Annotated in this window: 25 protein-coding genes; 13 read left to right on the top strand and 12 right to left on the bottom strand. The window is 59.5% G+C overall.

Annotation, left to right across the window (positions count from 1 at the left end; genetic code table 11):
• Window positions 1–119 precede the first annotated feature (119 nt).
• From HKK53_RS15845 to HKK53_RS15800, 10 genes are all read right to left on the bottom strand, one after another.
• On the bottom strand, window positions 120–395 hold the full coding sequence (locus HKK53_RS15845) for an HPr family phosphocarrier protein (RefSeq protein ID WP_169371600.1): 276 nt from the start codon (window positions 393–395) through the stop codon (window positions 120–122).
• Window positions 396–410: 15 nt separating this feature from the next.
• A complete protein-coding gene (gene rapZ, locus HKK53_RS15840) occupies window positions 411–1268 on the bottom strand; it encodes an RNase adapter RapZ (RefSeq protein ID WP_169371599.1) in 858 nt (285 codons plus the stop codon).
• A gap of 2 nt (window positions 1269–1270) precedes the next feature.
• Window positions 1271–1735: a PTS IIA-like nitrogen regulatory protein PtsN gene (gene ptsN / locus HKK53_RS15835; RefSeq protein ID WP_169371598.1), complete on the bottom strand. Its 465-nt coding sequence runs from the start codon at window positions 1733–1735 to the stop codon at window positions 1271–1273.
• A 12-nt stretch (window positions 1736–1747) separates the two neighbouring features.
• Window positions 1748–2056, bottom strand: a complete 309-nt coding sequence (gene hpf, locus HKK53_RS15830) for a ribosome hibernation-promoting factor, HPF/YfiA family (protein WP_149657581.1) — start codon at window positions 2054–2056, stop codon at window positions 1748–1750.
• Window positions 2057–2129: 73 nt separating this feature from the next.
• On the bottom strand, window positions 2130–3623 hold the full coding sequence (locus HKK53_RS15825) for an RNA polymerase factor sigma-54 (protein WP_149657580.1): 1494 nt from the start codon (window positions 3621–3623) through the stop codon (window positions 2130–2132).
• Between the two features lie 176 nt (window positions 3624–3799).
• Complete coding sequence (lptB, locus tag HKK53_RS15820) at window positions 3800–4525, bottom strand: LPS export ABC transporter ATP-binding protein (RefSeq protein ID WP_054049904.1); 726 nt, start codon at window positions 4523–4525, stop codon at window positions 3800–3802.
• The gene (gene lptA, locus HKK53_RS15815; RefSeq protein WP_169371597.1) at window positions 4525–5073 is read right to left on the bottom strand and encodes a lipopolysaccharide transport periplasmic protein LptA; all 549 of its coding nucleotides are present in this window, start codon (window positions 5071–5073) and stop codon (window positions 4525–4527) included. Before lptA ends, lptB begins: the two co-directional genes overlap by 1 nt.
• Window positions 5060–5632 carry an LPS export ABC transporter periplasmic protein LptC gene (gene lptC / locus HKK53_RS15810; protein WP_169374248.1) on the bottom strand — a complete coding sequence of 191 codons (573 nt, stop codon included), beginning with the start codon at window positions 5630–5632 and terminating at the stop codon, window positions 5060–5062. The genes lptA and lptC overlap by 14 nt, the downstream gene beginning before the upstream one ends.
• Before the next feature lie 13 nt (window positions 5633–5645).
• A complete protein-coding gene (locus HKK53_RS15805) occupies window positions 5646–6170 on the bottom strand; it encodes a KdsC family phosphatase (protein ID WP_169371596.1) in 525 nt (174 codons plus the stop codon).
• Window positions 6170–7144, bottom strand: a complete 975-nt coding sequence (locus HKK53_RS15800) for a KpsF/GutQ family sugar-phosphate isomerase (protein WP_169371595.1) — start codon at window positions 7142–7144, stop codon at window positions 6170–6172. The genes HKK53_RS15805 and HKK53_RS15800 overlap by 1 nt, the downstream gene beginning before the upstream one ends.
• A gap of 275 nt (window positions 7145–7419) precedes the next feature.
• Between HKK53_RS15800 and HKK53_RS15795 the strand changes: the two genes are divergently transcribed.
• The 10 genes from HKK53_RS15795 (at window position 7420) to hisC (ending at window position 15363) form a co-directional block, all read left to right on the top strand.
• Window positions 7420–8229, top strand: coding sequence for an ATP-binding cassette domain-containing protein (locus HKK53_RS15795; RefSeq protein WP_169371594.1), 810 nt, complete (start codon window positions 7420–7422; stop codon window positions 8227–8229).
• Entirely contained in the window at window positions 8229–9026 is a 798-nt protein-coding gene (gene mlaE, locus HKK53_RS15790) for a lipid asymmetry maintenance ABC transporter permease subunit MlaE (protein WP_169371593.1), read from the top strand. The genes HKK53_RS15795 and mlaE overlap by 1 nt, the downstream gene beginning before the upstream one ends.
• Window positions 9026–9493 (top strand): outer membrane lipid asymmetry maintenance protein MlaD, encoded by a 468-nt coding sequence (gene mlaD / locus HKK53_RS15785; RefSeq protein WP_133838549.1) that lies wholly within the window; start codon window positions 9026–9028, stop codon window positions 9491–9493. The genes mlaE and mlaD overlap by 1 nt, the downstream gene beginning before the upstream one ends.
• Window positions 9494–9504: 11 nt before the next feature.
• Window positions 9505–10146, top strand: coding sequence for an MlaC/ttg2D family ABC transporter substrate-binding protein (locus HKK53_RS15780; protein WP_169371592.1), 642 nt, complete (start codon window positions 9505–9507; stop codon window positions 10144–10146).
• Window positions 10143–10448 (top strand): STAS domain-containing protein, encoded by a 306-nt coding sequence (locus tag HKK53_RS15775; RefSeq protein WP_169371591.1) that lies wholly within the window; start codon window positions 10143–10145, stop codon window positions 10446–10448. Before HKK53_RS15780 ends, HKK53_RS15775 begins: the two co-directional genes overlap by 4 nt.
• Window positions 10449–10563: 115 nt before the next feature.
• Window positions 10564–10803 carry a BolA family protein gene (locus tag HKK53_RS15770; protein WP_007912386.1) on the top strand — a complete coding sequence of 80 codons (240 nt, stop codon included), beginning with the start codon at window positions 10564–10566 and terminating at the stop codon, window positions 10801–10803.
• Window positions 10804–10825: 22 nt separating this feature from the next.
• Window positions 10826–12091 carry a UDP-N-acetylglucosamine 1-carboxyvinyltransferase gene (gene murA, locus HKK53_RS15765; RefSeq protein WP_133838552.1) on the top strand — a complete coding sequence of 422 codons (1266 nt, stop codon included), beginning with the start codon at window positions 10826–10828 and terminating at the stop codon, window positions 12089–12091.
• A 129-nt stretch (window positions 12092–12220) separates the two neighbouring features.
• Window positions 12221–12856, top strand: a complete 636-nt coding sequence (gene hisG / locus HKK53_RS15760) for an ATP phosphoribosyltransferase (RefSeq protein WP_092273233.1) — start codon at window positions 12221–12223, stop codon at window positions 12854–12856.
• A 126-nt stretch (window positions 12857–12982) separates the two neighbouring features.
• Window positions 12983–14308: a histidinol dehydrogenase gene (gene hisD, locus HKK53_RS15755; protein WP_169371590.1), complete on the top strand. Its 1326-nt coding sequence runs from the start codon at window positions 12983–12985 to the stop codon at window positions 14306–14308.
• A gap of 2 nt (window positions 14309–14310) precedes the next feature.
• A complete protein-coding gene (gene hisC / locus HKK53_RS15750) occupies window positions 14311–15363 on the top strand; it encodes a histidinol-phosphate transaminase (RefSeq protein WP_169371589.1) in 1053 nt (350 codons plus the stop codon).
• Between the two features lie 201 nt (window positions 15364–15564).
• On the opposite strand, the gene HKK53_RS15745 is transcribed toward hisC, so the two are convergent.
• Window positions 15565–15975 carry a hypothetical protein gene (locus tag HKK53_RS15745; protein ID WP_169371588.1) on the bottom strand — a complete coding sequence of 137 codons (411 nt, stop codon included), beginning with the start codon at window positions 15973–15975 and terminating at the stop codon, window positions 15565–15567.
• A 259-nt stretch (window positions 15976–16234) separates the two neighbouring features.
• The gene (gene algW / locus HKK53_RS15740) at window positions 16235–17389 is read right to left on the bottom strand and encodes a Do family serine endopeptidase AlgW (RefSeq protein ID WP_169371587.1); all 1155 of its coding nucleotides are present in this window, start codon (window positions 17387–17389) and stop codon (window positions 16235–16237) included.
• Window positions 17390–17491: 102 nt separating this feature from the next.
• On the opposite strand from algW, the gene HKK53_RS15735 reads away from it, so the two are divergent.
• The 3 genes from HKK53_RS15735 to cysN all read left to right on the top strand — a co-directional run bounded on the left by HKK53_RS15735 (window position 17492) and on the right by cysN (window position 21322).
• Window positions 17492–18250 carry a Nif3-like dinuclear metal center hexameric protein gene (locus tag HKK53_RS15735; RefSeq protein WP_169371586.1) on the top strand — a complete coding sequence of 253 codons (759 nt, stop codon included), beginning with the start codon at window positions 17492–17494 and terminating at the stop codon, window positions 18248–18250.
• 246 nt (window positions 18251–18496) lie between these two features.
• On the top strand, window positions 18497–19414 hold the full coding sequence (cysD, locus tag HKK53_RS15730) for a sulfate adenylyltransferase subunit CysD (RefSeq protein WP_054049875.1): 918 nt from the start codon (window positions 18497–18499) through the stop codon (window positions 19412–19414).
• A 9-nt stretch (window positions 19415–19423) separates the two neighbouring features.
• On the top strand, window positions 19424–21322 hold the full coding sequence (gene cysN, locus HKK53_RS15725) for a sulfate adenylyltransferase subunit CysN (RefSeq protein ID WP_169371585.1): 1899 nt from the start codon (window positions 19424–19426) through the stop codon (window positions 21320–21322).
• The last annotated feature ends 192 nt before the right edge of the window (window positions 21323–21514 follow it).

Raw genomic sequence — 21514 nt, 5'->3', positions numbered from 1 at the left:
CGGCTGCAAAGCAGTCGTAAAATCAGATACTGCGGTCCTTCAGGCAAACCTTGTATGCCGGATTTACGACTGCTTCGCAGCCGAACGCAGGCTTCGCCAGCTGCTACACGGGGCTGTGGTTATCCGCCTTCGCCGAAGTAGTCGTTGATCAGCGCCACCAATGCCTGGAGCGCCTCTTCAGCCTGTTCGCCTTCAGTGCTCAGGTGGATCATGGTGCCCTTGCCAGCCGCCAACATCATCATGGCCATGATGCTTTTACCGTCGACTGTGGATTCCGGCGTGCGCCCGACCCGGATCGAACAGTCCTTGAACTCACCAGCAACACCGACGAATTTTGCAGAAGCACGGGCATGCAGGCCCAGTTTGTTGATGATTTCAATTTCCAGAGCAGGCATCGCGTTGTGAATCCTTTAGCTGAGGTCGCGGTGGCGGACCTGGACGTTCTTCAGGGATTGTTGCAGGGCCTGGCCCAGACGTTCGGTCAGGTAGACGGAGCGGTGATGCCCGCCGGTACAGCCAATGGCAATGGTGACGTAGGCGCGGTTACTGGCAGCAAAACGCGGCAGCCACTTGAACAGGTAATTGTAAATATCCTGGAACATCTCTTCGACATCCGGCTGTGCGGCCAGGTAATCGGCCACCGGTTGATCGAGCCCGGACTGTGCCCGCAGCTCCGGCTTCCAGTAGGGATTGGGCAGGCAGCGCACGTCGAACACCACATCGGCATCCACCGGCATGCCACGCTTGAACCCGAACGACTCCACCAGGAACGCAGTGCCGGGTTCCGGCTGGTTCAACAGGCGCAGCTTGAGGGTGTCACGCAGCTGGTACAGGTTCAGGTTGGTGGTATTGATCTTGAGGTCGGCGAGGTCCGCAATCGGCCCCAGCAGCTGGGTTTCGTCGTCGATCGCCTCGGCCAGTGAACGGTTGGCGTTGCTCAGCGGGTGGCGGCGACGGGTTTCCGAGAAACGCTTGAGCAGGGTTTCCTCATCGGCATCCAGATAGAGCACGTCGCACTGGATATGCCGGCTACGCACTTCTTCAAGCAGTTCGGGAAAGCGCGACAGGTGGCTGGGCAGGTTGCGGGCGTCGATAGACACCGCGACCAGCGGCTGTGCCAGCTCGGTATGAATCAGGGCGCGCTCGGCCAGCTCCGGCAACAGGCCGGCGGGCAGGTTATCGATGCAGTAGTAGCCATTGTCCTCAAGGACATTGAGCGCGGTACTTTTACCTGAGCCGGAGCGGCCACTGACGATGATCAAGCGCATGATTAATGACCGTTTTGCTCGCTCAGGACAACCTGATACAAGGCTTCGTTGCTCGGGGCACTGCGCAGTTTCTCGCGTACTTCCTTGCGGTCAAGCATGCTGGCGATCTGGCGCAGCAACTCCAGGTGCGCATCGGTGGCGGCTTCCGGGACCAGCAGTACAAACAGCAGGTCCACCGGGGCGCCGTCGATGGCGTCGAAATCGATAGGTGCGTCAAGGTGCATCAGGGCGCTGATAGGCGAAATACAGCCCTTCAAGCGACAGTGAGGGATAGCGATGCCGTTGCCAAAACCGGTGGAACCGAGTTTTTCACGGGCAACCAGACTCTCGAAGACATCCTGCATGGCCAGATCCGGCACTTCGCGGTGGATTAGGTTGGCAATTTGCTCGAGGGCTTTCTTTTTACTGCCGCCCGGCACGTTCACGAGGGAACGGCCGGGGGTCAGGATGTTTTCAAGTCGGATCATGAGTGGGGAGTGTTAACGACCGGTTGCGCCCTGGAGGAGGCTCTGGGTCTTTTCCTTATGCTTTTTGAGTTGTTTATCCAGCTTGTCGGTCAATGCGTCGATCGCCGCATACATATCGGTATGTTCCGCGTTGGCGACCACTTCATTGCCGGGAATATGCAGGGTGGCTTCGATTTTCTGCTTCAGCTTCTCGACCGTCATCGTCACCTGTACGTTGGTGATCTTGTCGAAATGCCGCTCTAATCGTTCGAGTTTTTCGCCGATGTAGGCGCGCAGGGGTTCGGTCACTTCCAGTTGGTGTCCACTGATGTTGACTTGCATACAGCTTCTCCTTCGTTGCCAGTGCATAAAGCGGCAGGCAGAAATGCCTGCCACTGGAACGCTGTGCCGTGGCTTACATCAACCGCTTGCGTTCGCTCGAAGGCGCGATCCCCAGGGATTCGCGGTACTTGGCGACGGTGCGGCGAGCCACCTGAATGCCTTGTGCCTCCAGTAAACCAGCGATCTTGCTGTCACTCAACGGCTTTTTCTGATTTTCCGCGGCAACCAGTTTTTTGATGATCGCGCGGATCGCTGTGGACGAGCATTCGCCGCCTTCGGAGGTGCTGACATGGCTGGAGAAAAAGTATTTCAGCTCATATATGCCCCGTGGGGTATGCATGAACTTTTGGGTAGTCACCCTTGAAATCGTCGACTCGTGCATGCCAACCGCTTCGGCGATGTCATGCAGGACCAGCGGTTTCATGGCTTCGTCGCCGTACTCCAGGAAGCCGCGCTGGTGCTCGACGATCTGGGTAGCGACTTTCATCAGGGTTTCGTTACGGCTTTGCAGGCTTTTGATGAACCAGCGAGCTTCCTGCAACTGATTGCGCATGAAGGTGTTATCGGCGCTGGTGTCGGCGCGGCGCACGAAACCGGCGTACTGGGCATTGACCCGCAGGCGTGGCACCGACTCCTGGTTCAACTCCACCAGCCAGCGCTCGTTGTCCTTGCGCACGATCACGTCGGGCACGACATACTCGGCTTCGCTGGACTCGATTTGCGAGCCGGGACGCGGGTTCAGGCTCTGGACCAGTTCGATGACCTGGCGCAGTTCATCTTCCTTGAGTTTCATGCGACGCATCAGCTGGCTGTAGTCGCGGCTGCCGAGCAGGTCGATGTAATCGCTGACCAGGCGCTTGGCCTCGGCCAGCCAAGGGGTCTTGGCGGACAGTTGGCGCAATTGCAGCAACAGGCATTCGCCCAGGTTGCGCGCGCCAATTCCGGCCGGTTCGAATTGCTGGATGCGGTGCAGGACGGCTTCGATTTCGTCCAGTTCGATGTCCAGTTCCGGATCGAAGGCTTCGAGGATTTCCTCGAGGGTTTCGTCCAGGTAGCCCTGATTGTTGATGCAATCGATCAGCGTCACGGCGATCAGACGATCGGTGTCGGACATCGGCGCCAGGTTCAGTTGCCAGAGCAGGTGGCTTTGCAGGCTTTCGCCGACCGATGTGCGAGTGGTGAAATCCCACTCGTCGTCATCGTTGCTCGGCAGGCTGCTGGCGCTGGTCTGGTAGACGTCTTCCCAGGCGGTGTCGACGGGCAGTTCGTTGGGGATTCGCTCGTTCCAGTCGCCTTCCTCAAGGTTGTCCACCGTCGGGGCGGTTTCCTGGTAGGAGGGTTCTGAAACATCGGCGTTGGGTTGCTGTTCGGCTTTGTCGGCCAAGGGATCGGCGTTATCGAAGTCGTCGCCTTCTTCCTGGCGTTCGAGCATCGGATTGGACTCCAGGGCCTCCTGGATTTCCTGTTGCAGGTCCAGGGTCGACAATTGGAGCAGGCGGATGGCCTGTTGCAGCTGAGGTGTCATCGTCAGCTGCTGGCCCATTCTCAAGACTAGCGATGGTTTCATGGCAGGGGCTTAACACCTTATTCGCCGGCGCGCATGCGCCATCCACTACAGGGCGCCGGAGCGCCAAACTTAAGCAAATTATATGCCCGAAACCGCAGCGTTTGCCTAGAGCGCTGTAACAATAAAAAAGCTTTATCGAAACCGGCGCTCGGGCAATCAGCCAGACACCTCAATGCTTAAAGGCGGAACTCGTGACCCAGATACACTTCCTTGACCAGTTCGTTGGCCAGGATGGTGGCGGAGTCACCTTCGGCGATCAGTTGGCCATCGTTAACGATGTAGGCTGTTTCGCAGATATCCAGGGTTTCACGGACGTTGTGGTCGGTGATCAACACGCCAATGCCCTTGGCCTTGAGGTGGTGGATAATCTGCTTGATGTCGCCCACCGAAATCGGGTCCACGCCGGCGAAAGGTTCGTCGAGCAGGATGAATTTCGGGTTGGTGGCCAGTGCGCGAGCGATTTCCACCCGGCGGCGTTCGCCACCGGACAGGCTCATGCCCAGGTTGTCGCGGATATGGCTGATGTGGAATTCCTGCAGCAGGCTTTCCAGTTCCTTGCGACGACCGGCCTTGTCGAGTTCCTTGCGGGTCTCGAGGATAGCCATGATGTTGTCGGCAACCGACAGTTTGCGGAAGATCGACGCTTCTTGCGGAAGATAGCCAATACCGGCCTTCGCACGACCGTGCATGGGCTGGTGGCTGACGTCCAGGTCGTCGATCAGCACGCGTCCCTGATCGGCCTGCACCAGGCCGACGATCATGTAGAAGCATGTGGTCTTGCCGGCGCCGTTCGGGCCCAGCAGGCCGACGATCTGACCGCTGTCGATGGACAGGCTGACGTCACGCACGACCTGGCGGCTCTTGTAGCTCTTGGCCAGATGCTGAGCTTTCAGGGTTGCCATTAATTGGCCTTTTTCTGGTCGGATTTCGGCTTCGGCTGGATCACCATGTCGATGCGCGGACGCGCCTCGGTGACCTTGCTACCCGTGGCACGGCCGGCGCTCGCCAGTTTCTTGACCGTGTCGTAGACGATTTTCTCGCCCTGGGTGGTGTTGTTGTCCTTGTCGACGACTTTGGCCTTATCGATCAGTACAACGCGGTTTTGCGCGGCATGGTACTGGATGGTCACGCCCCAGCCCTGAACAGGCTTGGTGTCACCAGCGGTCTGCAGTTGCTCGAAGTAGGCAAGGTTGCCCACCGAGGTCACCACGTCGATGTCGCCAGCCGGGGTGCGGGTGATGGTCACGGTGTTGCCGGTGACCTTCATCGAACCTTGCGTAATGATCACGTCACCTTTATAGGTGGCAACGCCATTCTTGTCGTCCAGTTGGGCATCGTCGGCCTGAATGCGGATAGGCTGCTCTTGATCGTTCGGCAGAGCCCAGGCGCTCACGCTTCCCAGTGCTGCGCCCAGACTGAGCAAAATAGGGAGAGTTTTAACGAGCCTCATACTGTCCTCTTACGTTCGATAGCAGGTGTATCCTGCTTTCTTTCAAATACGCTTTCATTCCGTTGCCAGTCGACACACCGCCAGCGCCGTCGATTCTAACGGGTTGATCGGTCTGCGCATATTGCTGCTGCGGGAACACTGTCATACGGGTGCTGGTAACGATCAAATTGCGGTTCTTTTCATCGGTGCGTGCAATACGGACCGAATCGATCAGTTCGACCTGGGTGCCGTCCGCGTTCACTTCACCGCGCAAGCTGGTGACGTGCCACGGGAAGTCGGTGCCGCGGTACATGTTCAGGTCGGGGTTGGTCAGCAACGACACGTCGGTCGCCTTGAGGTGCTCGACCTTGTCGGACGTCAAGTCATACTGCAGGCCGCCGTCGGGTAAATACTGAACGCTGTGGGCGTTGAGTGCGTAATAGTCGATCGCGCTTTCGTCGACTTTTGCCACTGGCTTGTCGAGGAAGCGTTCCGGGCTGATGTTCCAGTAGCCGACCGCCGCGAATATCGCCGCGATGCAACCGAACAGCAGGAATCTGCGAAACTTTTTGCTCAGAATAAACATAAATGGCTCACAAGTACGCGGCGTTGGCCGCATCTAGGCGGCCCTGGGCGCGCAGGATCAGTTCGCAGAATTCGCGGGCGGCACCTTCGCCGCCACGGGCCAGGGTGACACCGTGGGCGTGTTCGCGCACGAAGCTGGCGGCATTGGCCACCGCCATGCCCAGGCCGACGCGGCGAATCACCGGCAGGTCTGGCAGGTCGTCACCGAGGTAGGCAACCTGTTCATAGCTTAGGTTGAGTTGCGCAAGAAGCTCGTCGAGCACCACCAGTTTGTCTTCACGACCCTGATACAGGTGTGGAATGCCAAGGTTTTTCGCTCGACGTTCAACCACCGGGGTCTTGCGGCCGCTGATGATAGCGGTCTGCACGCCGGCTGCCATCAACATCTTGATGCCTTGGCCGTCGAGGGTGCTGAACGTCTTGAATTCGCTGCCGTCTTCGAGGAAGTACAGGCGTCCGTCAGTGAGGACGCCGTCGACGTCAAAGACAGCCAGTTTGATGTTCTTGCCGCGTTGCAGCAGGTCGTTGCTCATCACATTACTCCGGCACGCAGCAGGTCGGACAGGTTGAAGGCGCCCACCGGGCGGTCTTCCTTGTCGACGACTACCAGCGCGTTGATTCGATGGTCTTCCATGATTTTCAGGGCTTCGGCTGCCAGCATATCGGCCCGGGCGGTCTTGCCATGAACGGTCATGACTTCATCAATGGTCGTGTGGTGGATGTCGATGGTGCGGTCGAGGGTGCGGCGCAAGTCGCCGTCAGTGAAAATCCCGGCCAGTTTGCCGTCGGGTTCCACGATTGCAGTCATGCCCAGGCCCTTGCGGGTCATTTCCATCAAGGCGTCCTTGAGCAGCGTGCCGCGTTGCACCTGGGGCAGTTCGGCGCCGGCGTGCATCACGGTTTCCACTTTCAGCAGCAGACGGCGGCCAAGCGCGCCACCGGGATGGGAAAAGGCGAAGTCTTCCGCCGTGAAGCCGCGGGCTTCCAGCAGCGCAACGGCCAGGGCATCGCCCATGACCAGTGCGGCGGTGGTGGAGGAGGTCGGCGCCAGGTTCAGTGGGCAGGCCTCATGCTCGACGTGAACGTTGAGATTGATCTCGGCGGCCTTGGCCAGCGCCGAGTCGGGGTTGCCGGTCATGCTGATCAACTGGATGCCCTGGCGCTTGATCAGCGGCAGCAGGGTCACGATTTCGTTGGTGGAGCCGGAGTTCGACAGCGCCAGGATGATGTCGTCGCGGGTGATCATGCCCATGTCGCCGTGACTGGCTTCGGCCGGATGCACGAAGAACGCCGTGGTGCCGGTGCTGGCCAGGGTGGCGGCAATCTTGTTGCCGATGTGCCCGGATTTGCCCATGCCGAGCACGACCACACGGCCTTTGCTGGCCAGAATCATCTCGCAAGCGCGTACGAAATCCGCGTCGATATGGGGCAGCAAGCCTTGTACGGCTTCCACTTCGAGACGGATGGTGCGTTGTGCCGATTGAATCAGGTCGCTGGATTGGCTCATGTCAGAATCGTATAGCCCGATGAAAAGGCGGCGATTATAGCGGTAATGATCGAAACCCTCACGCTAGTTCGTCGTGCTTTGTAAATAGCTGTTACCGAATCCCTCTAAATCAGTGCATTTGCCTGTCCTGTTGCTGAACATGCCCCGGCTTGGGCCTTGGGCGCTTGGCCTTTGCAGTGATATAGTTCGCCGCCAGTTCGGCCTGCCCGGGGAGGTATGTGCTTTCGTCAGAGAGCCAGGCGTCCGAGTGAGAGGCTGCATCGCAAGGAGTTTAGATGAGTGCCGATAACGCCTACGCGGTCGAGCTGAAGGGACTGACCTTCAAGCGCGGTACGCGCAGCATTTTCAATAACGTCGATATCCGTATCCCACGCGGCAAGGTCACCGGCATCATGGGGCCTTCCGGGTGTGGCAAGACCACCCTGTTACGGCTGATGGGCGCACAGTTGCGACCTTCCAGCGGTGAAGTCTGGGTCAATGGCCAGAACCTGCCCACGTTATCTCGCAGCGACCTGTTCGATGCACGCAAGCACATGGGCGTGCTGTTCCAGAGCGGTGCATTGTTTACCGATCTCGATGTATTCGAGAACGTTGCCTTTCCGCTGCGCGTTCATACCGAGCTGCCGGAAGAAATGATCCGTGACATCGTCCTGCTCAAATTGCAGGCGGTGGGCTTGCGTGGCGCCATCGACCTGATGCCTGACGAATTGTCCGGCGGCATGAAGCGTCGTGTCGCGCTGGCGCGGGCCATCGCCCTTGATCCGCAGATCCTCATGTATGACGAGCCCTTTGTCGGGCAGGACCCGATCGCCATGGGCGTGCTGGTGCGCCTGATCCGTCTGCTCAATGATGCCCTGGGCATCACCAGTATCGTGGTTTCCCACGACCTGGCCGAGACCGCGAGCATTGCCGATTACATTTATGTGGTGGGCGAGGGGCAAGTATTGGGGCAGGGCACGCCTGAAGAACTGATGAACTCGGAAGAACCGCGTATCCGTCAATTCATGACGGGCGAACCCGACGGTCCGGTCGCCTATCACTTTCCAGCGACGGATTACCGCGCAGATCTTCTGGGGAAGCGCTGATGCGCAAGATTTCACTAATAGAAAGAGTGCGCCGGTTCGGCCACGCGGCCATCGATGCCGTGGGGGTGTTCGGGCGGGCGGCGATTTTCCTGTTCCATGCGTTGCTGGGTCGTGGTGGCATTGGCGGTGGTTTCGGCTTGCTGATCAAGCAACTGCATTCGATCGGCGTGATGTCCCTGGTGATCATCGTGGTCTCCGGGGTGTTCATCGGCATGGTATTGGCGCTGCAAGGCTTCAATATCCTGTCCAGCTACGGTTCGGAACAGGCTGTCGGGCAGATGGTTGCCCTGACATTGCTGCGTGAACTGGGGCCGGTGGTGACGGCATTGCTGTTCGCCGGGCGCGCCGGTTCAGCCCTGACGGCGGAAATCGGCAACATGAAGTCCACCGAGCAGTTGTCCAGTCTGGAAATGATTGGTGTCGACCCGCTCAAGTACATCGTTGCCCCGCGCCTGTGGGCCGGCTTCATTTCCCTGCCGGTGCTGGCGATGATTTTCAGCGTCGTCGGGATCTGGGGTGGTTCGTGGGTCGCAGTCGACTGGCTGGGCGTCTACGAAGGCTCCTACTGGGCGAACATGCAAAACAGCGTGACGTTCAATGGCGATGTGCTTAACGGCATCATCAAAAGCATCGTTTTCGGGTTTGTCGTGACCTGGATTGCCGTATTCCAAGGCTATGACTGCGAGCCCACTTCCGAGGGGATCAGTCGTGCCACAACCAAGACCGTGGTGTATGCCTCTTTGGCAGTGCTCGGCCTGGACTTTATTCTGACCGCCTTGATGTTTGGAGATTTCTGATGCAAAACCGCACCCTGGAAATCGGTGTCGGCCTTTTCCTGCTGGCTGGCATCCTGGCTTTGCTGCTGCTTGCGTTGCGGGTCAGTGGCCTGTCCCCGAGCGCGACCACCGAGTCATATAAACTTTATGCCTATTTCGACAATATCGCCGGTTTGACGGTCAGAGCTAAAGTGACCATGGCCGGTGTGACCATCGGCAAGGTCACGGCGATCGATCTGGACCGCGACAGTTTCACCGGTCGGGTGACCATGCAGCTGGAAAAGCGCGTAGATAATCTGCCGACTGACTCCACTGCATCTATCCTCACGGCTGGCCTGTTGGGCGAGAAATACATCGGTATCAGCGTGGGCGGGGAACAAGCCTTGCTCAAGGATGGTGGGACCATCCACGACACCCAGTCGTCGCTGGTGCTCGAGGACCTGATCGGTAAATTCCTGCTCAATACCGTTAGCAAAGACGCCAAATGAGGAGCTTTTGAATGATCTCTACCTTGCGACGTGGCCTGTTGGTATTACTCGCGGCCCTGCCGTTGATGGCTAACGCCGTGGCGGCACAGTCGGCGCATGATCTGGTCCAGGACACCACGACCCGGATGCTCGCCGACCTGTCGACCAATAAAGAGAAGTACAAGCAGGATCCAGCAGACTTTTACACGGCGTTGAACACCATCGTCGGGCCTGTGGTGGATGCCGAAGGTATTTCCAAAAGCATCATGACGGTCAAGTATTCGCGCAAAGCCACACCCGCGCAGATGCAGACCTTCCAGGAAAACTTCAAGAAAGGCCTGTTCCAGTTCTATGGCAACGCCTTGCTTGAGTACAACAACCAGGGCATCACCGTTGACCCTGCCAAGGATGAGTCAGGCGACCGCACCAGCGTCGGCATGACCGTCAAGGGCAGCAATGGCGCGATTTATCCGGTGCAGTACACCCTGGAGAAAATCAACGGCGAGTGGAAGCTGCGCAACGTGATCATTAACGGCATCAACATCGGCAAGCTGTTCCGCGATCAGTTTGCTGACGCGATGCAGCGCAATGGCAACGACCTGGACAAGACCATCAACAATTGGGCCGGGGAAGTCGCTAAAGCCAAGGAAGCCACAGAGAAGAAGGCCCAATGAGTGAGTCGGCCGTTCGCATGGGCGAAACCGGCGAGTTGCTACTCAGCGGCGTGCTGGATTACCGCACCGGCCCTGGCTTGCGCAAGCAGGGACAGGCGCTGATCAAGGCCAGCAAGGCTGCCGCCGTAGTGGTTGATTGTTCGGCGGTGGTGAAGTCCAGCAGTGTCGGCTTGTCGCTGCTGCTGTGCTTCATGCGTGATGCAGAGGCGGCCGGCAAGGCCGTCAGCATCCGGGCAATGCCCGAAGACATGCGCGAAATCGCTCAGGTCAGTGAACTGACCGAGCTGTTGGCGCACCCCTAACCGGCATCTATAAAGAAGCCCCCCGTCAGAGTCCTGTGAATGCGGGGTTCGCAGGCGCGGGGCTTTTTTGTATGATGTCCGACCCGCGCGCACAGGGCGCCGATTGAGGTTGAGCATGCAGGCCGTAGAAGTGAAGAGCTTCCTTGAAGGAAAGCTGCCCGGAACGCTGGTAGAAGTTGAGGGCGAAGGCTGCAACTTTCAGCTGAACGTGATTAGCGATGAACTGGCGGCGTTGAGCCCGGTGAAGCGTCAGCAGCAGATCTATGCCCATTTGAACCCATGGATCACCGATGGCAGCATCCATGCGGTCACTATGAAATTTTTCAGCAGCGCGGCCTGGGCCGAGCGCACCTGAGCCCAAGGGCGTCGAGATTCTTATGGATAAATTGATTATTACCGGTGGCGTTCGTCTTGATGGCGAAATCCGCATTTCCGGGGCAAAGAACTCTGCCCTGCCGATCCTGGCCGCCACCTTGCTGTGCGATGGCCCGGTCACCGTGGCCAACCTGCCGCACCTGCACGACATCACCACCATGATCGAGCTGTTCGGTCGCATGGGCATCGAGCCGGTGATCGACGAGAAACTCAGCGTCGAAATCGACCCGCGCACCATCAAGACCCTGATCGCACCGTACGAACTGGTGAAAACCATGCGTGCCTCGATCCTGGTGCTCGGTCCGATGGTTGCCCGTTTCGGTGAAGCCGAAGTCGCACTGCCTGGCGGTTGCGCCATCGGTTCGCGTCCGGTCGACCTGCACATCCGTGGCCTCGAAGCCATGGGCGCGGTCATCGACGTCGAAGGCGGCTACATCAAGGCCAAGGCGCCGGAAGGCGGCTTGCGCGGTGCGCACTTCTTCTTCGACACCGTCAGCGTGACCGGTACCGAAAACATCATGATGGCCGCCGCTCTGGCCAAGGGCCGCAGCGTTCTGGCCAACGCCGCACGCGAGCCTGAAGTCATCGACCTGGCGAACTTCCTGATCGCCATGGGCGCCAAGATCACCGGCGCCGGCACCGACACCATCACCATCGATGGCGTCGAGCGTCTGCACCCGGCCACCTACAAGGTGATGCCGGACCGGATCGAGACCGGCACCTACCTGGTCGCCGCTGCCGTGACCGGCGGTCGCGTGAAGGTCAAGGACACCGATCCGACCATCCTCGAAGCCGTTCTGGAAAAACTCCGTGAGTCGGGTGCCGAAATCACCTGCGGCGAAGACTGGATCGAGCTGAACATGCACGGCAAGCGGCCAAAAGCCGTCAACGTGCGAACCGCTCCGTACCCGGCGTTCCCGACCGACATGCAGGCGCAGTTCATCTCCCTCAACGCCATTGCCGAAGGCACCGGTGCCGTGATCGAGACGATCTTCGAAAACCGCTTCATGCACGTGTACGAACTGCACCGCATGGGCGCCAAGATCCAGGTCGAAGGCAACACCGCCATCGTCACCGGCACCGAGAAGCTCAAGGGCGCGCCAGTCATGGCCACCGACCTGCGTGCTTCGGCCAGCCTGGTGATCTCGGCGCTGATCGCCGAAGGCGACACCCTGATTGATCGCATCTACCACATCGACCGTGGTTACGAGTGCATCGAAGAGAAACTGCAGATGCTCGGCGCCAAAATCCGCCGCGTACCGGGCTAGTTCCGGCTGCATGGGCGCAGGGACGCGCCCGTTGAATTCGTTTCGAATCGAGGCTGGCGACGGCCTCGATGTGTGTCCGGCGCCGTTTGCGACCGGGCATGAGTACCTTGATAAGGACTGACGTTTCCCATGTTGACCATCGCACTGTCCAAGGGCCGCATCCTTGACGACACCCTGCCGCTTCTGGCTGAAGCGGGCATCGTGCCGACCGAGAATCCGGACAAGAGCCGCAAGCTGATCATCCCCACGACCCAGCCCGACGTACGTCTGCTGATCGTGCGCGCCACCGACGTGCCGACCTATGTCGAGCATGGTGCCGCGGACCTGGGCGTCGCCGGTAAAGATGTGCTGATGGAATACGGCGGCCAGGGCCTCTACGAGCCACTGGACCTGCGCATTGCCCTGTGCAAGCTGATGACCGCCGGCAAGGTCGGTGCCATCGAGCCCAAGGGCCGTCTGCGTGTCGCCACCAAGTTCGTCAACGTTGCCAAGCGTTACTACGCCGAGCAGGGTCGTCAGGTCGATATCATCAAGCTCTATGGCTCGATGGAACTGGCGCCGCTGATCGGTCTGGCCGACAAGATCATCGACGTGGTCGACACCGGCAACACGCTGCGGGCCAATGGCCTGGAGCCACAGGATTTCATCGCTGACATCAGCTCCCGGCTGATCGTCAACAAAGCGTCGATGAAAATGCAGCACGCCCGTATCCAGGCGTTGATCGACACCCTGCGCAAGGCAGTGGAGTCTCGACACCGCGGCTGATTCACCTGCGCGACCTTGAGTCGCGCCCGTCTATCCGCCTCATAGCCAGAATTCTCAGGTGCCCAAGCGGAAACGACTGCTAAGTTAGGGCGCCTGAGTTTTTGCCATTCCTATGAGGCTCTCGCTATGACCGCACCGACTGCAATTCGCCGACTCAACGCTGCTGACCCGGATTTCGCGCATCATCTGGATCATCTGCTGAGCTGGGAAAGTGTGTCTGACGACTCGGTCAATCAGCGGGTGCTGGACATCATCAAGGCCGTGCGCGAGCGTGGCGACGCGGCGCTGGTGGAATTCACCCAGAAGTTCGACGGCCTGCAAGTCGCCTCCATGGCCGACCTGATCCTGCCGCGCGAACGCCTGGAACTGGCCCTGACCCGCATCACCGCGCCCCAGCGCGAAGCGTTGGAAAAAGCCGCGGCCCGGGTGCGCAGCTACCACGAAAAACAGAAACAGGACTCCTGGAGCTACACCGAGGCCGACGGCACGGTGCTGGGCCAGAAAGTCACGCCGCTGGATCGCGCCGGTCTGTACGTGCCGGGCGGTAAGGCGTCGTACCCGTCATCGGTGCTGATGAACGCGATACCAGCCAAGGTGGCCGGCGTGACTGAAGTGGTCATGGTCGTGCCGACCCCGCGCGGTGAAATCAATGAATTGGTGCTGGCCGCGGCTTGCATCGCCGGTGTGGACCGGGTGTTCACCATCGGCGGCGCCCAAGCGGTTGCCGCGCTGGCTTACGGCACCGAAAGCGTGCCGAAGGTCGACAAAGTGGTTGGTCCGGGCAACATCTATGTCGCCACCGCCAAGCGCCACGTGTTTGGCCAGGTCGGCATCGACATGATCGCCGGTCCTTCCGAGATTCTCGTGGTGTGCGACGGCCAGACCGATCCGGACTGGATCGCCATGGACCTGTTCTCCCAGGCCGAGCACGACGAAGACGCCCAGGCGATCCTGGTCAGCCCGGACGCCGAGTTCCTCGACAAAGTCGCCGCCAGCATCAGCAAACTGCTGCCGACCATGGAGCGCGCCGAGATCATTGAAACCTCGATCAATGGCCGTGGTGCGCTGATCCTGGTCCGCGACATGGAACAAGCCATCGAAGTGGCCAACCGCATCGCGCCGGAGCATTTGGAATTGTCGGTCGCCGATCCGCAAGCCTGGCTGCCGCTGATCCGCCACGCTGGCGCGATATTCATGGGTCGCCACACCTCCGAAGCCCTGGGCGACTACTGCGCCGGCCCGAACCACGTGTTGCCGACGTCCGGCACCGCGCGCTTCTCGTCGCCGCTGGGTGTGTACGACTTCCAGAAACGCTCGTCGATCATCTTCTGCTCCGAGCAGGGGGCTTCAGAGCTGGGCAAGACCGCGTCCGTGCTGGCCCGTGGCGAGTCGCTGACCGCCCACGCCCGCAGCGCCGAATACCGCATCGTTGACGACAAGAAGGGGAACTGAACATGAGTAAATTCTGGAGCCCGTTCGTCAAGGATCTGGTGCCTTACGTGCCGGGCGAGCAGCCGAAACTGGCGAAACTGGTGAAGCTCAACACCAACGAAAACCCGTACGGCCCATCGCCAAAAGCCTTGGCGGCGATGCAGACCGAACTGAACGACAACCTGCGCCTGTACCCGGACCCGAACAGCGATCTGCTGAAGAACGCGGTGGCCAAGTACTACGGCGTACAAAGCAACCAGGTGTTCCTCGGCAACGGTTCCGACGAAGTCCTGGCGCACATTTTTCACGGCTTGTTGCAACACGACAATCCGGTGCTGTTCCCGGACATCAGCTACAGCTTCTACCCGGTGTACTGCGGGTTGTACGGCATCCAGTTCGATGCAGTGCCGCTGGACGCCCAGTTCCAGATCAACCCGGCGGACTACGCCAAGCCGAACGGCGGGATCATCTTCCCCAACCCGAACGCACCGACCGGTTGCCTGCTGGCGCTGGACGCCGTGGAGCAGATCCTCAAGGCCAGCCCGGATTCGGTGGTGGTGGTCGATGAAGCCTATATCGACTTCGGCGGCGAAACCGCGATCAGCCTGGTGGACCGTTACCCGAACCTGCTGGTGACCCAGACCTTGTCCAAGTCCCGCTCATTGGCGGGCCTGCGAGTCGGTCTGGCGGTGGGGCACCCGGACTTGATCGAGGCGCTGGAGCGGATCAAGAACAGCTTCAACTCCTACCCGCTGGATCGCCTGGCGAATGTCGGGGCAGCGGCGGCGTTCGAGGATCGCGAGTACTTCGACAAGACTTGCCGCTTGGTGATCGAGAATCGCGAGAAGGTTGTCGCGCAGTTGGAAGGGAAGGGCTTTGAAGTCTTGCCGTCAGCGGCCAACTTCATTTTCGCTCGGCACCCGCAGCATGATGCGGCTGGCTTGGCGGCGAAGTTGCGTGAGCAGGGCGTGATCGTTCGGCACTTCAAGCAGGAGCGGATTGCCCAGTTCCTGCGGATATCCATCGGCACGCCAGAGCAGAACCAAGCCTTGATTGACGGCCTCGGCGACCTCTAAACCAACACCGATGATCGTTCCCACACTCTGCGTGGGAATGCCGCCATGGACGCTCTGCGTCCGCTGTGACGCGGAGCGTCACGGGATACATTCCCACGCAGAGCGTGGGAACGATCAGTCGGGGCTGGTTATTCTTCTTCCTTGACCGGTGCCGGCGGTGGATGCGGGCCAGTCTCCAAGACTGTCTATCAATAAAGTTTATCAACGCTTGATGAAATTGAAATTGCCCTTCAGTTCCTTGCCGTCGTCGAGTACGAAGGTAAAGTGCCCGGAGTACTGCTTGAGGGGGCTATTGATTGTGATGTTTAGAGTCCCCGTTTCTGCGTCTCTGGAAACGCCGTTCAGGTTGAATTCCCAAACGACGGGATACATCAGGGAACCCTTGTTATAAGTGAATTTATTTAGACCTTCCTCGGCGGTGTCAGGGTAGCTAAGCGCAACAAATGAATTTTTGGGCGAATCCTCTTTGTTTCCGACGATCCAGGAGGCGGCGTGATAAACAGCCGTGGCCACGAATTCCTCTTCGCCTGCTACTTGTGCAGTCAATTCGCCGTCCGCAGGCTCTGCTTTTTTTAGATCTTGTGGGTCGATATGGCGGAAAGTTTTCGACATTAGAAGTTCCTCTGATAGAAAGTGGGTAAGTGCCACTTACGTTAAATAGAGGTTTCTAAAGGGGCTACTGTCAGAAATAACAGTGGGAAAGGCTGTTTTGGAATAAACGGAAGGAGTTCTAATACCTGTAGGAGCGAGGTCCGCGAAGGCGGTCGGTCAGTCGACATCATCGCTGACTGAACTGACGCCTTCGCGGGCAAGCCTCGCTCCTACACATGATCGTTCCCACCAGAGCGTGGGAACGATCAGTCGAGGCTGGTTATTCTTCTTCTTTCACCGGCGCCGGCGGCGGACGCAAACCGATCTCTGCGCTCAGCTTCAGTTCCTTGCCGTTACGCATCACCTGAATCGAAACCTTGTCGGTCGGTTTGATCCGCGCCACCTGGTTCATCGAGCGGCGGCCATCGCCGGCCGGTTCGCCGTCGATGCTGAGAATCACATCACCGAGTTGCAGGCCGGCCTTCTGTGCCGGGCCGTCACGGAAAATCCCCGCAACGACAATACCCGGACGCCCGGACAGGCCAAACGATTCCGCCAGTTCCTGGGTCAGCGGCTGCACTTCAATCCCGAGCCAGCCACGAATCACCTGGCCGTGTTCGATGATCGACTTCATCACTTCCATCGCCAGTTTGACCGGGATCGCGAAGCCGATGCCTTGGGAGCCACCGGACTTGGAGAAGATCGCGGTGTTGATGCCGGTCAGGTTGCCGTTGGCATCCACCAGCGCGCCGCCGGAGTTGCCGGGGTTGATCGCGGCGTCGGTCTGGATGAAGTCTTCGTAGTTGTTCAGGCCCAACTGGTTACGCCCGGTGGCACTGATGATGCCCATGGTTACGGTCTGGCCGACACCGAACGGGTTGCCGATGGCCAGCGCGACGTCACCGATGCGAATGTTGTCGGAACGCCCGATGGTGATCGCTGGCAGGGTTTTCAGGTCGATCTTCAATACTGCAAGGTCGGTTTCCGGATCGCTGCCGATCACTCGAGCCAGGGTCTCACGGCCATCCTTGAGCGCCACGACAATCTGGTCGGCACCAGTGGTCACATGGTTATTGGTCAGGATGTAGCCTTCCGGGCTCATGATCACGCCGGAGCCCAGGCTTGATTCCATGCGTTTCTGCTTGGGCGAGTTGTCGCCGAAGAAGCGGCGGAACTGCGGATCTTCGAACAGTGGATGATTGGGTTTATTGATGACTTTGGTCGTGTAGAGGTTGACCACTGCCGGCGCGGCAATCACCACAGCATCGGCATAGGACACTGGCCCTTGCTGCACGCTGGTTGTTTGCGGGGCTTGCTGAAGGTTGACGTCGAGGCTCGGAAGCCCGACCCACTGCGGGTAACGCTGGATTATCAACAGAGCGATAAGCACGCCGGCCAACAGCGGCCAGCCGGAAAAACGCAGCGCCTTAAGCATTAAGCAAGTCCTGGAAAGGTTGCAGGTGGTATGAGACCGCCCATAATGTCGCGCATTATACGAGGCGAGCGCGCCTCTGAACGGGATATTTAGGAGTCTTTTATGGCCGTCGCCCTGAGCACCCTGGTCGAAGAAGCCGACCGTTACCTTAACAGTTCAAAGATCGCCGACTACTGCCCAAATGGCTTGCAGGTCGAAGGCCGTCCGCAAGTGATGCGCATCGTCAGCGGCGTCACCGCCAGCCAGGCATTATTAGATGCTGCGGTGGACGCCAAGGCTGATCTGGTGCTGGTGCATCACGGTTATTTCTGGAAGGGCGAGAACCCGTGCATCACCGGCATGAAGCAGCGCCGGTTGAAAACCCTGCTCAAGCACGACATCAGTTTGCTGTCGTATCACTTGCCGCTGGACCTGCACCCGGATGTCGGCAACAACGTGCAGCTTGCGCGTCAGTTGGACATCACCGTCGAAGGCCCGCTGGACCCCGACAACCTGAAAGTCGTCGGCCTGGTCGGCTCGCTGAGCGAACCGATGAGTCCCCGGGACTTTGCCCGTCGGGTGCAGGAAGTCATGGGGCGCGAACCGTTGCTGATTGAAGGCAGCGAGATGATTCGTCGGGTTGGCTGGTGCACCGGTGGTGGCCAGGGCTATATCGATCAAGCTGTTCTTGCGGGTGTTGATCTGTACCTGAGCGGCGAAGCGTCCGAACAGACTTTCCACAGCGCCCGGGAAAACGACATCAGCTTCATCGCCGCCGGGCATCACGCCACCGAGCGCTACGGCGTGCAGGCGCTGGGTGATTACCTGGCGCGGCGGTTTGCGTTGGAGCACATCTTCATCGATTGCCCGAATCCGATCTGAGATCGTGATCCCCTGTAGGAGCGAGGCTTGCCCGCGAAGAACGATAACGCGGTCTACCTGATGCATCCCGTAATCGTTCTTCGCGGGCAAGCTTCGCTCCTACAGGGATCACAGCCCAAACGAGGGGGTATATTCATATACCCTTTCGATCTAGTTGGCGTCCTGATTAGAAGGGGGCGCTGTGCTAGGATTCCCCGCTCGAACACGGCCCGCTGGCCGTCCATAAGATCGTTTTCGTGAGTAGCCATGGTCGACAAACTGACGCATCTGAAACAGCTGGAGGCCGAAAGCATCCACATCATCCGCGAGGTCGCCGCCGAGTTCGATAACCCGGTGATGCTGTACTCCGTCGGTAAAGACTCCGCCGTGATGCTGCACCTTGCGCGCAAGGCATTTTTCCCGGGCAAGCTGCCGTTCCCGGTGATGCACGTCGACACCCGGTGGAAGTTCCAGGAAATGTACGCATTCCGCGATCGCATGGTCGAAGAACTGGGCCTGGACCTGATCGTCCACGTCAACCCCGATGGCGTCGCGCAGGGCATCAACCCGCTGACCCACGGCAGCGCCAAGCACACCGACATCATGAAAACCGAAGGCCTGAAACAAGCCCTCGACAAGTACGGTTTCGACGCTGCTTTCGGCGGTGCGCGCCGCGATGAAGAGAAGTCCCGTGCCAAAGAGCGCGTGTATTCCTTCCGCGACACCAAGCACCGCTGGGACCCGAAAAACCAGCGTCCAGAGTTGTGGAACGTGTACAACGGCAACGTCAACAAGGGCGAATCCATTCGTGTGTTCCCGTTGTCGAACTGGACCGAACTGGACATCTGGCAGTACATCTACCTCGAAGGCATCCCGATTGTGCCGCTGTATTTCGCCGCCGAGCGCGACGTTATCGAGATGAACGGCACCTGGATCATGATCGACGACGAACGCCTGCTCAATCACCTGAGCGACGAAGACAAGGCGCGCATCGTCAAGAAAAAGGTGCGCTTCCGCACGCTCGGCGACTACCCGTTGACCGGTGCGGTCGAGTCCGAGGCGACCAGCCTGACCGACATCATTCAGGAAATGCTCCTGACGCGAACTTCCGAACGCCAGGGCCGGGTCATCGACCACGATGGCGCAGGCTCGATGGAAGAAAAGAAACGTCAGGGTTATTTCTAAGGGGTTGTCATGTCGCACGTATCTGATTTGATCAGCGAGGACATCCTCGCCTACCTGGGCCAGCACGAACGCAAGGAAATGCTGCGCTTCCTGACCTGTGGCAACGTCGATGACGGCAAGAGCACCCTGATCGGGCGCCTGCTGCACGACTCCAAGATGATCTACGAAGATCACCTGGAAGCCATTACCCGCGACTCGAAAAAAGTCGGCACCACCGGTGAAGACATCGACCTGGCATTGCTGGTCGACGGCTTGCAGGCCGAGCGGGAGCAGGGCATCACCATTGATGTCGCCTACCGCTATTTCTCCACCGCCAAGCGCAAATTCATCATCGCCGATACCCCTGGCCATGAGCAGTACACCCGCAACATGGCCACCGGTGCATCCACTTGTGACCTGGCGATCATTCTGGTCGACGCCCGCTACGGCGTGCAGACCCAGACCCGTCGCCACAGCTTCATTGCCTCGTTGCTCGGCATCAAGCACATCGTGGTCGCCATCAATAAGATGGACCTCAACGGCTTCGACGAAAGCGTGTTCGAGTCGATCAAGGCCGATTACCTGAAGTTCGCTGAAGGCATCGCGTTCAAGCCGACCACCATGGCCTTCGTGCCGATGTCTGCCCTGAAAGGCGACAACGTGGTGAACAAGTCCGAGCGTTCGCCGTGGTACACCGGCCAGTCGCTGATGGAAATTCTCGAGACCGTCGAGATCGCCAACGACCGTAACTACACCGACCTGCGTTTCCCGGTGCAGTACGTCAACCGTCCGAACCTGAACTTCCGTGGTTTCGCCGGCACCCTGGCCAGCGGCATCGTGCACAAGGGCGACGAAGTCGTGGTCCTGCCTTCGGGCAAGAGCAGCCGGGTGAAATCCATCGTCACCTTTGAAGGTGAACTGGAGCATGCCGGTCCTGGCCAAGCGGTGACGCTGACCATGGAAGACGAGATCGACATCTCCCGCGGCGACTTGCTGGTGCACGCCGACAACCTGCCGCAAGTGACGGATGCCTTCGACGCCATGCTGGTGTGGATGGCTGAAGAACCGATGCTGCCGGGCAAGAAATACGACATCAAGCGCGCCACGTCCTACGTGCCGGGTTCGATTACCAGCATCGTCAACCGCGTTGACGTGAACACCCTGGAAGAAGGTCCGGCCAGTTCGCTGAACCTGAACGAGATCGGCCGGGTCAAGGTCAGCCTCGACGCCGCCATCGCGCTGGACGGTTACGCGAGCAACCGCACCACCGGTTCGTTCATCGTCATCGATCGCTTGACCAACGGCACCGTCGCGGCCGGCATGATCATCGCTCAGCCATCGGCTCATGGCGGCAGCACGCACCACGGCAAATTGGCGCACGTCGCTACTGAAGAACGCGCCCAGCGCTTTGGCCAGCAACCGGCCACCGTGTTGTTCAGCGGTTTGTCCGGCGCGGGCAAAAGCACCTTGGCTTATGCGGTTGAACGCAAGCTGTTCGACTTGGGTCGTGCGGTGTTCGTACTGGATGGCCAGAACCTGCGTCATGACCTGAACAAAGGTCTGCCGCAGGATCGTGCCGGGCGTACCGAGAACTGGCGTCGTGCGGCGCATGTGGCGCGTCAGTTCAATGAAGCGGGCCTGCTGACGCTGGCGGCATTCGTTGCGCCGAGTGCTGAAGGGCGTGAACAGGCCAAGGACCTGATCGGCAAGGAGCGTCTGCTGACGGTCTACGTCCAGGCCTCGCCGACGGTCTGCGCCGAGCGTGATCCGCAAGGGCTGTACGCCGCCGCTGGCGACAACATCCCGGGCGACTCCTTCCCGTACGACGTGCCGCTGGACGCCGACCTTGTGGTCGATACCCAGTCGCTGTCGCTGGAAGAAAGCGTCAAGCAAGTGCTGGATCTGCTGCGTAGCCGCGGCGCGATCTAAGCGTTAGCCGTTCATAAAAAACCCGCCGATGAGTGATCATCGGCGGGTTTTTTTGTGTCTGGTGATGATCGTTCCCACGCTCCGCGTGGGAACGCATCCTGTGACGCTCTGCGTCACGCCTGCGAAGGGACGCGGAGCGTCCCGGGCGGCATTCCCACGCTCCGCGTGGGAACGATCAGTTAACAGGCGCCG

This window comes from Pseudomonas sp. ADAK7, assembly GCF_012935675.1.
Taxonomy (GTDB): domain Bacteria; phylum Pseudomonadota; class Gammaproteobacteria; order Pseudomonadales; family Pseudomonadaceae; genus Aquipseudomonas.
This window is presented reverse-complemented; position numbering and strand designations above follow the sequence as displayed.

Coding starts and splice junctions, on each gene's coding strand:
- HKK53_RS15770 (WP_007912386.1), top strand. CDS start 10,564: ATGCAGGCCGTAGAAGTGAAGAGCTTCCTTGAAGGAAAGCTGCCCGGA.
- HKK53_RS15745 (WP_169371588.1), bottom strand. CDS start 15,975: ATGTCGAAAACTTTCCGCCATATCGACCCACAAGATCTAAAAAAAGCA.
- mlaE (WP_169371593.1), top strand. CDS start 8,229: ATGCGCAAGATTTCACTAATAGAAAGAGTGCGCCGGTTCGGCCACGCG.
- ptsN (WP_169371598.1), bottom strand. CDS start 1,735: ATGATCCGACTTGAAAACATCCTGACCCCCGGCCGTTCCCTCGTGAAC.
- murA (WP_133838552.1), top strand. CDS start 10,826: ATGGATAAATTGATTATTACCGGTGGCGTTCGTCTTGATGGCGAAATC.
- HKK53_RS15775 (WP_169371591.1), top strand. CDS start 10,143: ATGAGTGAGTCGGCCGTTCGCATGGGCGAAACCGGCGAGTTGCTACTC.
- mlaD (WP_133838549.1), top strand. CDS start 9,026: ATGCAAAACCGCACCCTGGAAATCGGTGTCGGCCTTTTCCTGCTGGCT.
- lptA (WP_169371597.1), bottom strand. CDS start 5,073: ATGAGGCTCGTTAAAACTCTCCCTATTTTGCTCAGTCTGGGCGCAGCA.
- hisD (WP_169371590.1), top strand. CDS start 12,983: ATGACCGCACCGACTGCAATTCGCCGACTCAACGCTGCTGACCCGGAT.
- HKK53_RS15845 (WP_169371600.1), bottom strand. CDS start 395: ATGCCTGCTCTGGAAATTGAAATCATCAACAAACTGGGCCTGCATGCC.
- cysD (WP_054049875.1), top strand. CDS start 18,497: ATGGTCGACAAACTGACGCATCTGAAACAGCTGGAGGCCGAAAGCATC.
- HKK53_RS15825 (WP_149657580.1), bottom strand. CDS start 3,623: ATGAAACCATCGCTAGTCTTGAGAATGGGCCAGCAGCTGACGATGACA.
- HKK53_RS15795 (WP_169371594.1), top strand. CDS start 7,420: ATGAGTGCCGATAACGCCTACGCGGTCGAGCTGAAGGGACTGACCTTC.
- rapZ (WP_169371599.1), bottom strand. CDS start 1,268: ATGCGCTTGATCATCGTCAGTGGCCGCTCCGGCTCAGGTAAAAGTACC.
- lptB (WP_054049904.1), bottom strand. CDS start 4,525: ATGGCAACCCTGAAAGCTCAGCATCTGGCCAAGAGCTACAAGAGCCGC.
- HKK53_RS15780 (WP_169371592.1), top strand. CDS start 9,505: ATGATCTCTACCTTGCGACGTGGCCTGTTGGTATTACTCGCGGCCCTG.
- hisG (WP_092273233.1), top strand. CDS start 12,221: ATGTTGACCATCGCACTGTCCAAGGGCCGCATCCTTGACGACACCCTG.
- HKK53_RS15735 (WP_169371586.1), top strand. CDS start 17,492: ATGGCCGTCGCCCTGAGCACCCTGGTCGAAGAAGCCGACCGTTACCTT.
- HKK53_RS15805 (WP_169371596.1), bottom strand. CDS start 6,170: ATGAGCAACGACCTGCTGCAACGCGGCAAGAACATCAAACTGGCTGTC.
- algW (WP_169371587.1), bottom strand. CDS start 17,389: ATGCTTAAGGCGCTGCGTTTTTCCGGCTGGCCGCTGTTGGCCGGCGTG.
- cysN (WP_169371585.1), top strand. CDS start 19,424: ATGTCGCACGTATCTGATTTGATCAGCGAGGACATCCTCGCCTACCTG.
- hpf (WP_149657581.1), bottom strand. CDS start 2,056: ATGCAAGTCAACATCAGTGGACACCAACTGGAAGTGACCGAACCCCTG.
- HKK53_RS15800 (WP_169371595.1), bottom strand. CDS start 7,144: ATGAGCCAATCCAGCGACCTGATTCAATCGGCACAACGCACCATCCGT.
- hisC (WP_169371589.1), top strand. CDS start 14,311: ATGAGTAAATTCTGGAGCCCGTTCGTCAAGGATCTGGTGCCTTACGTG.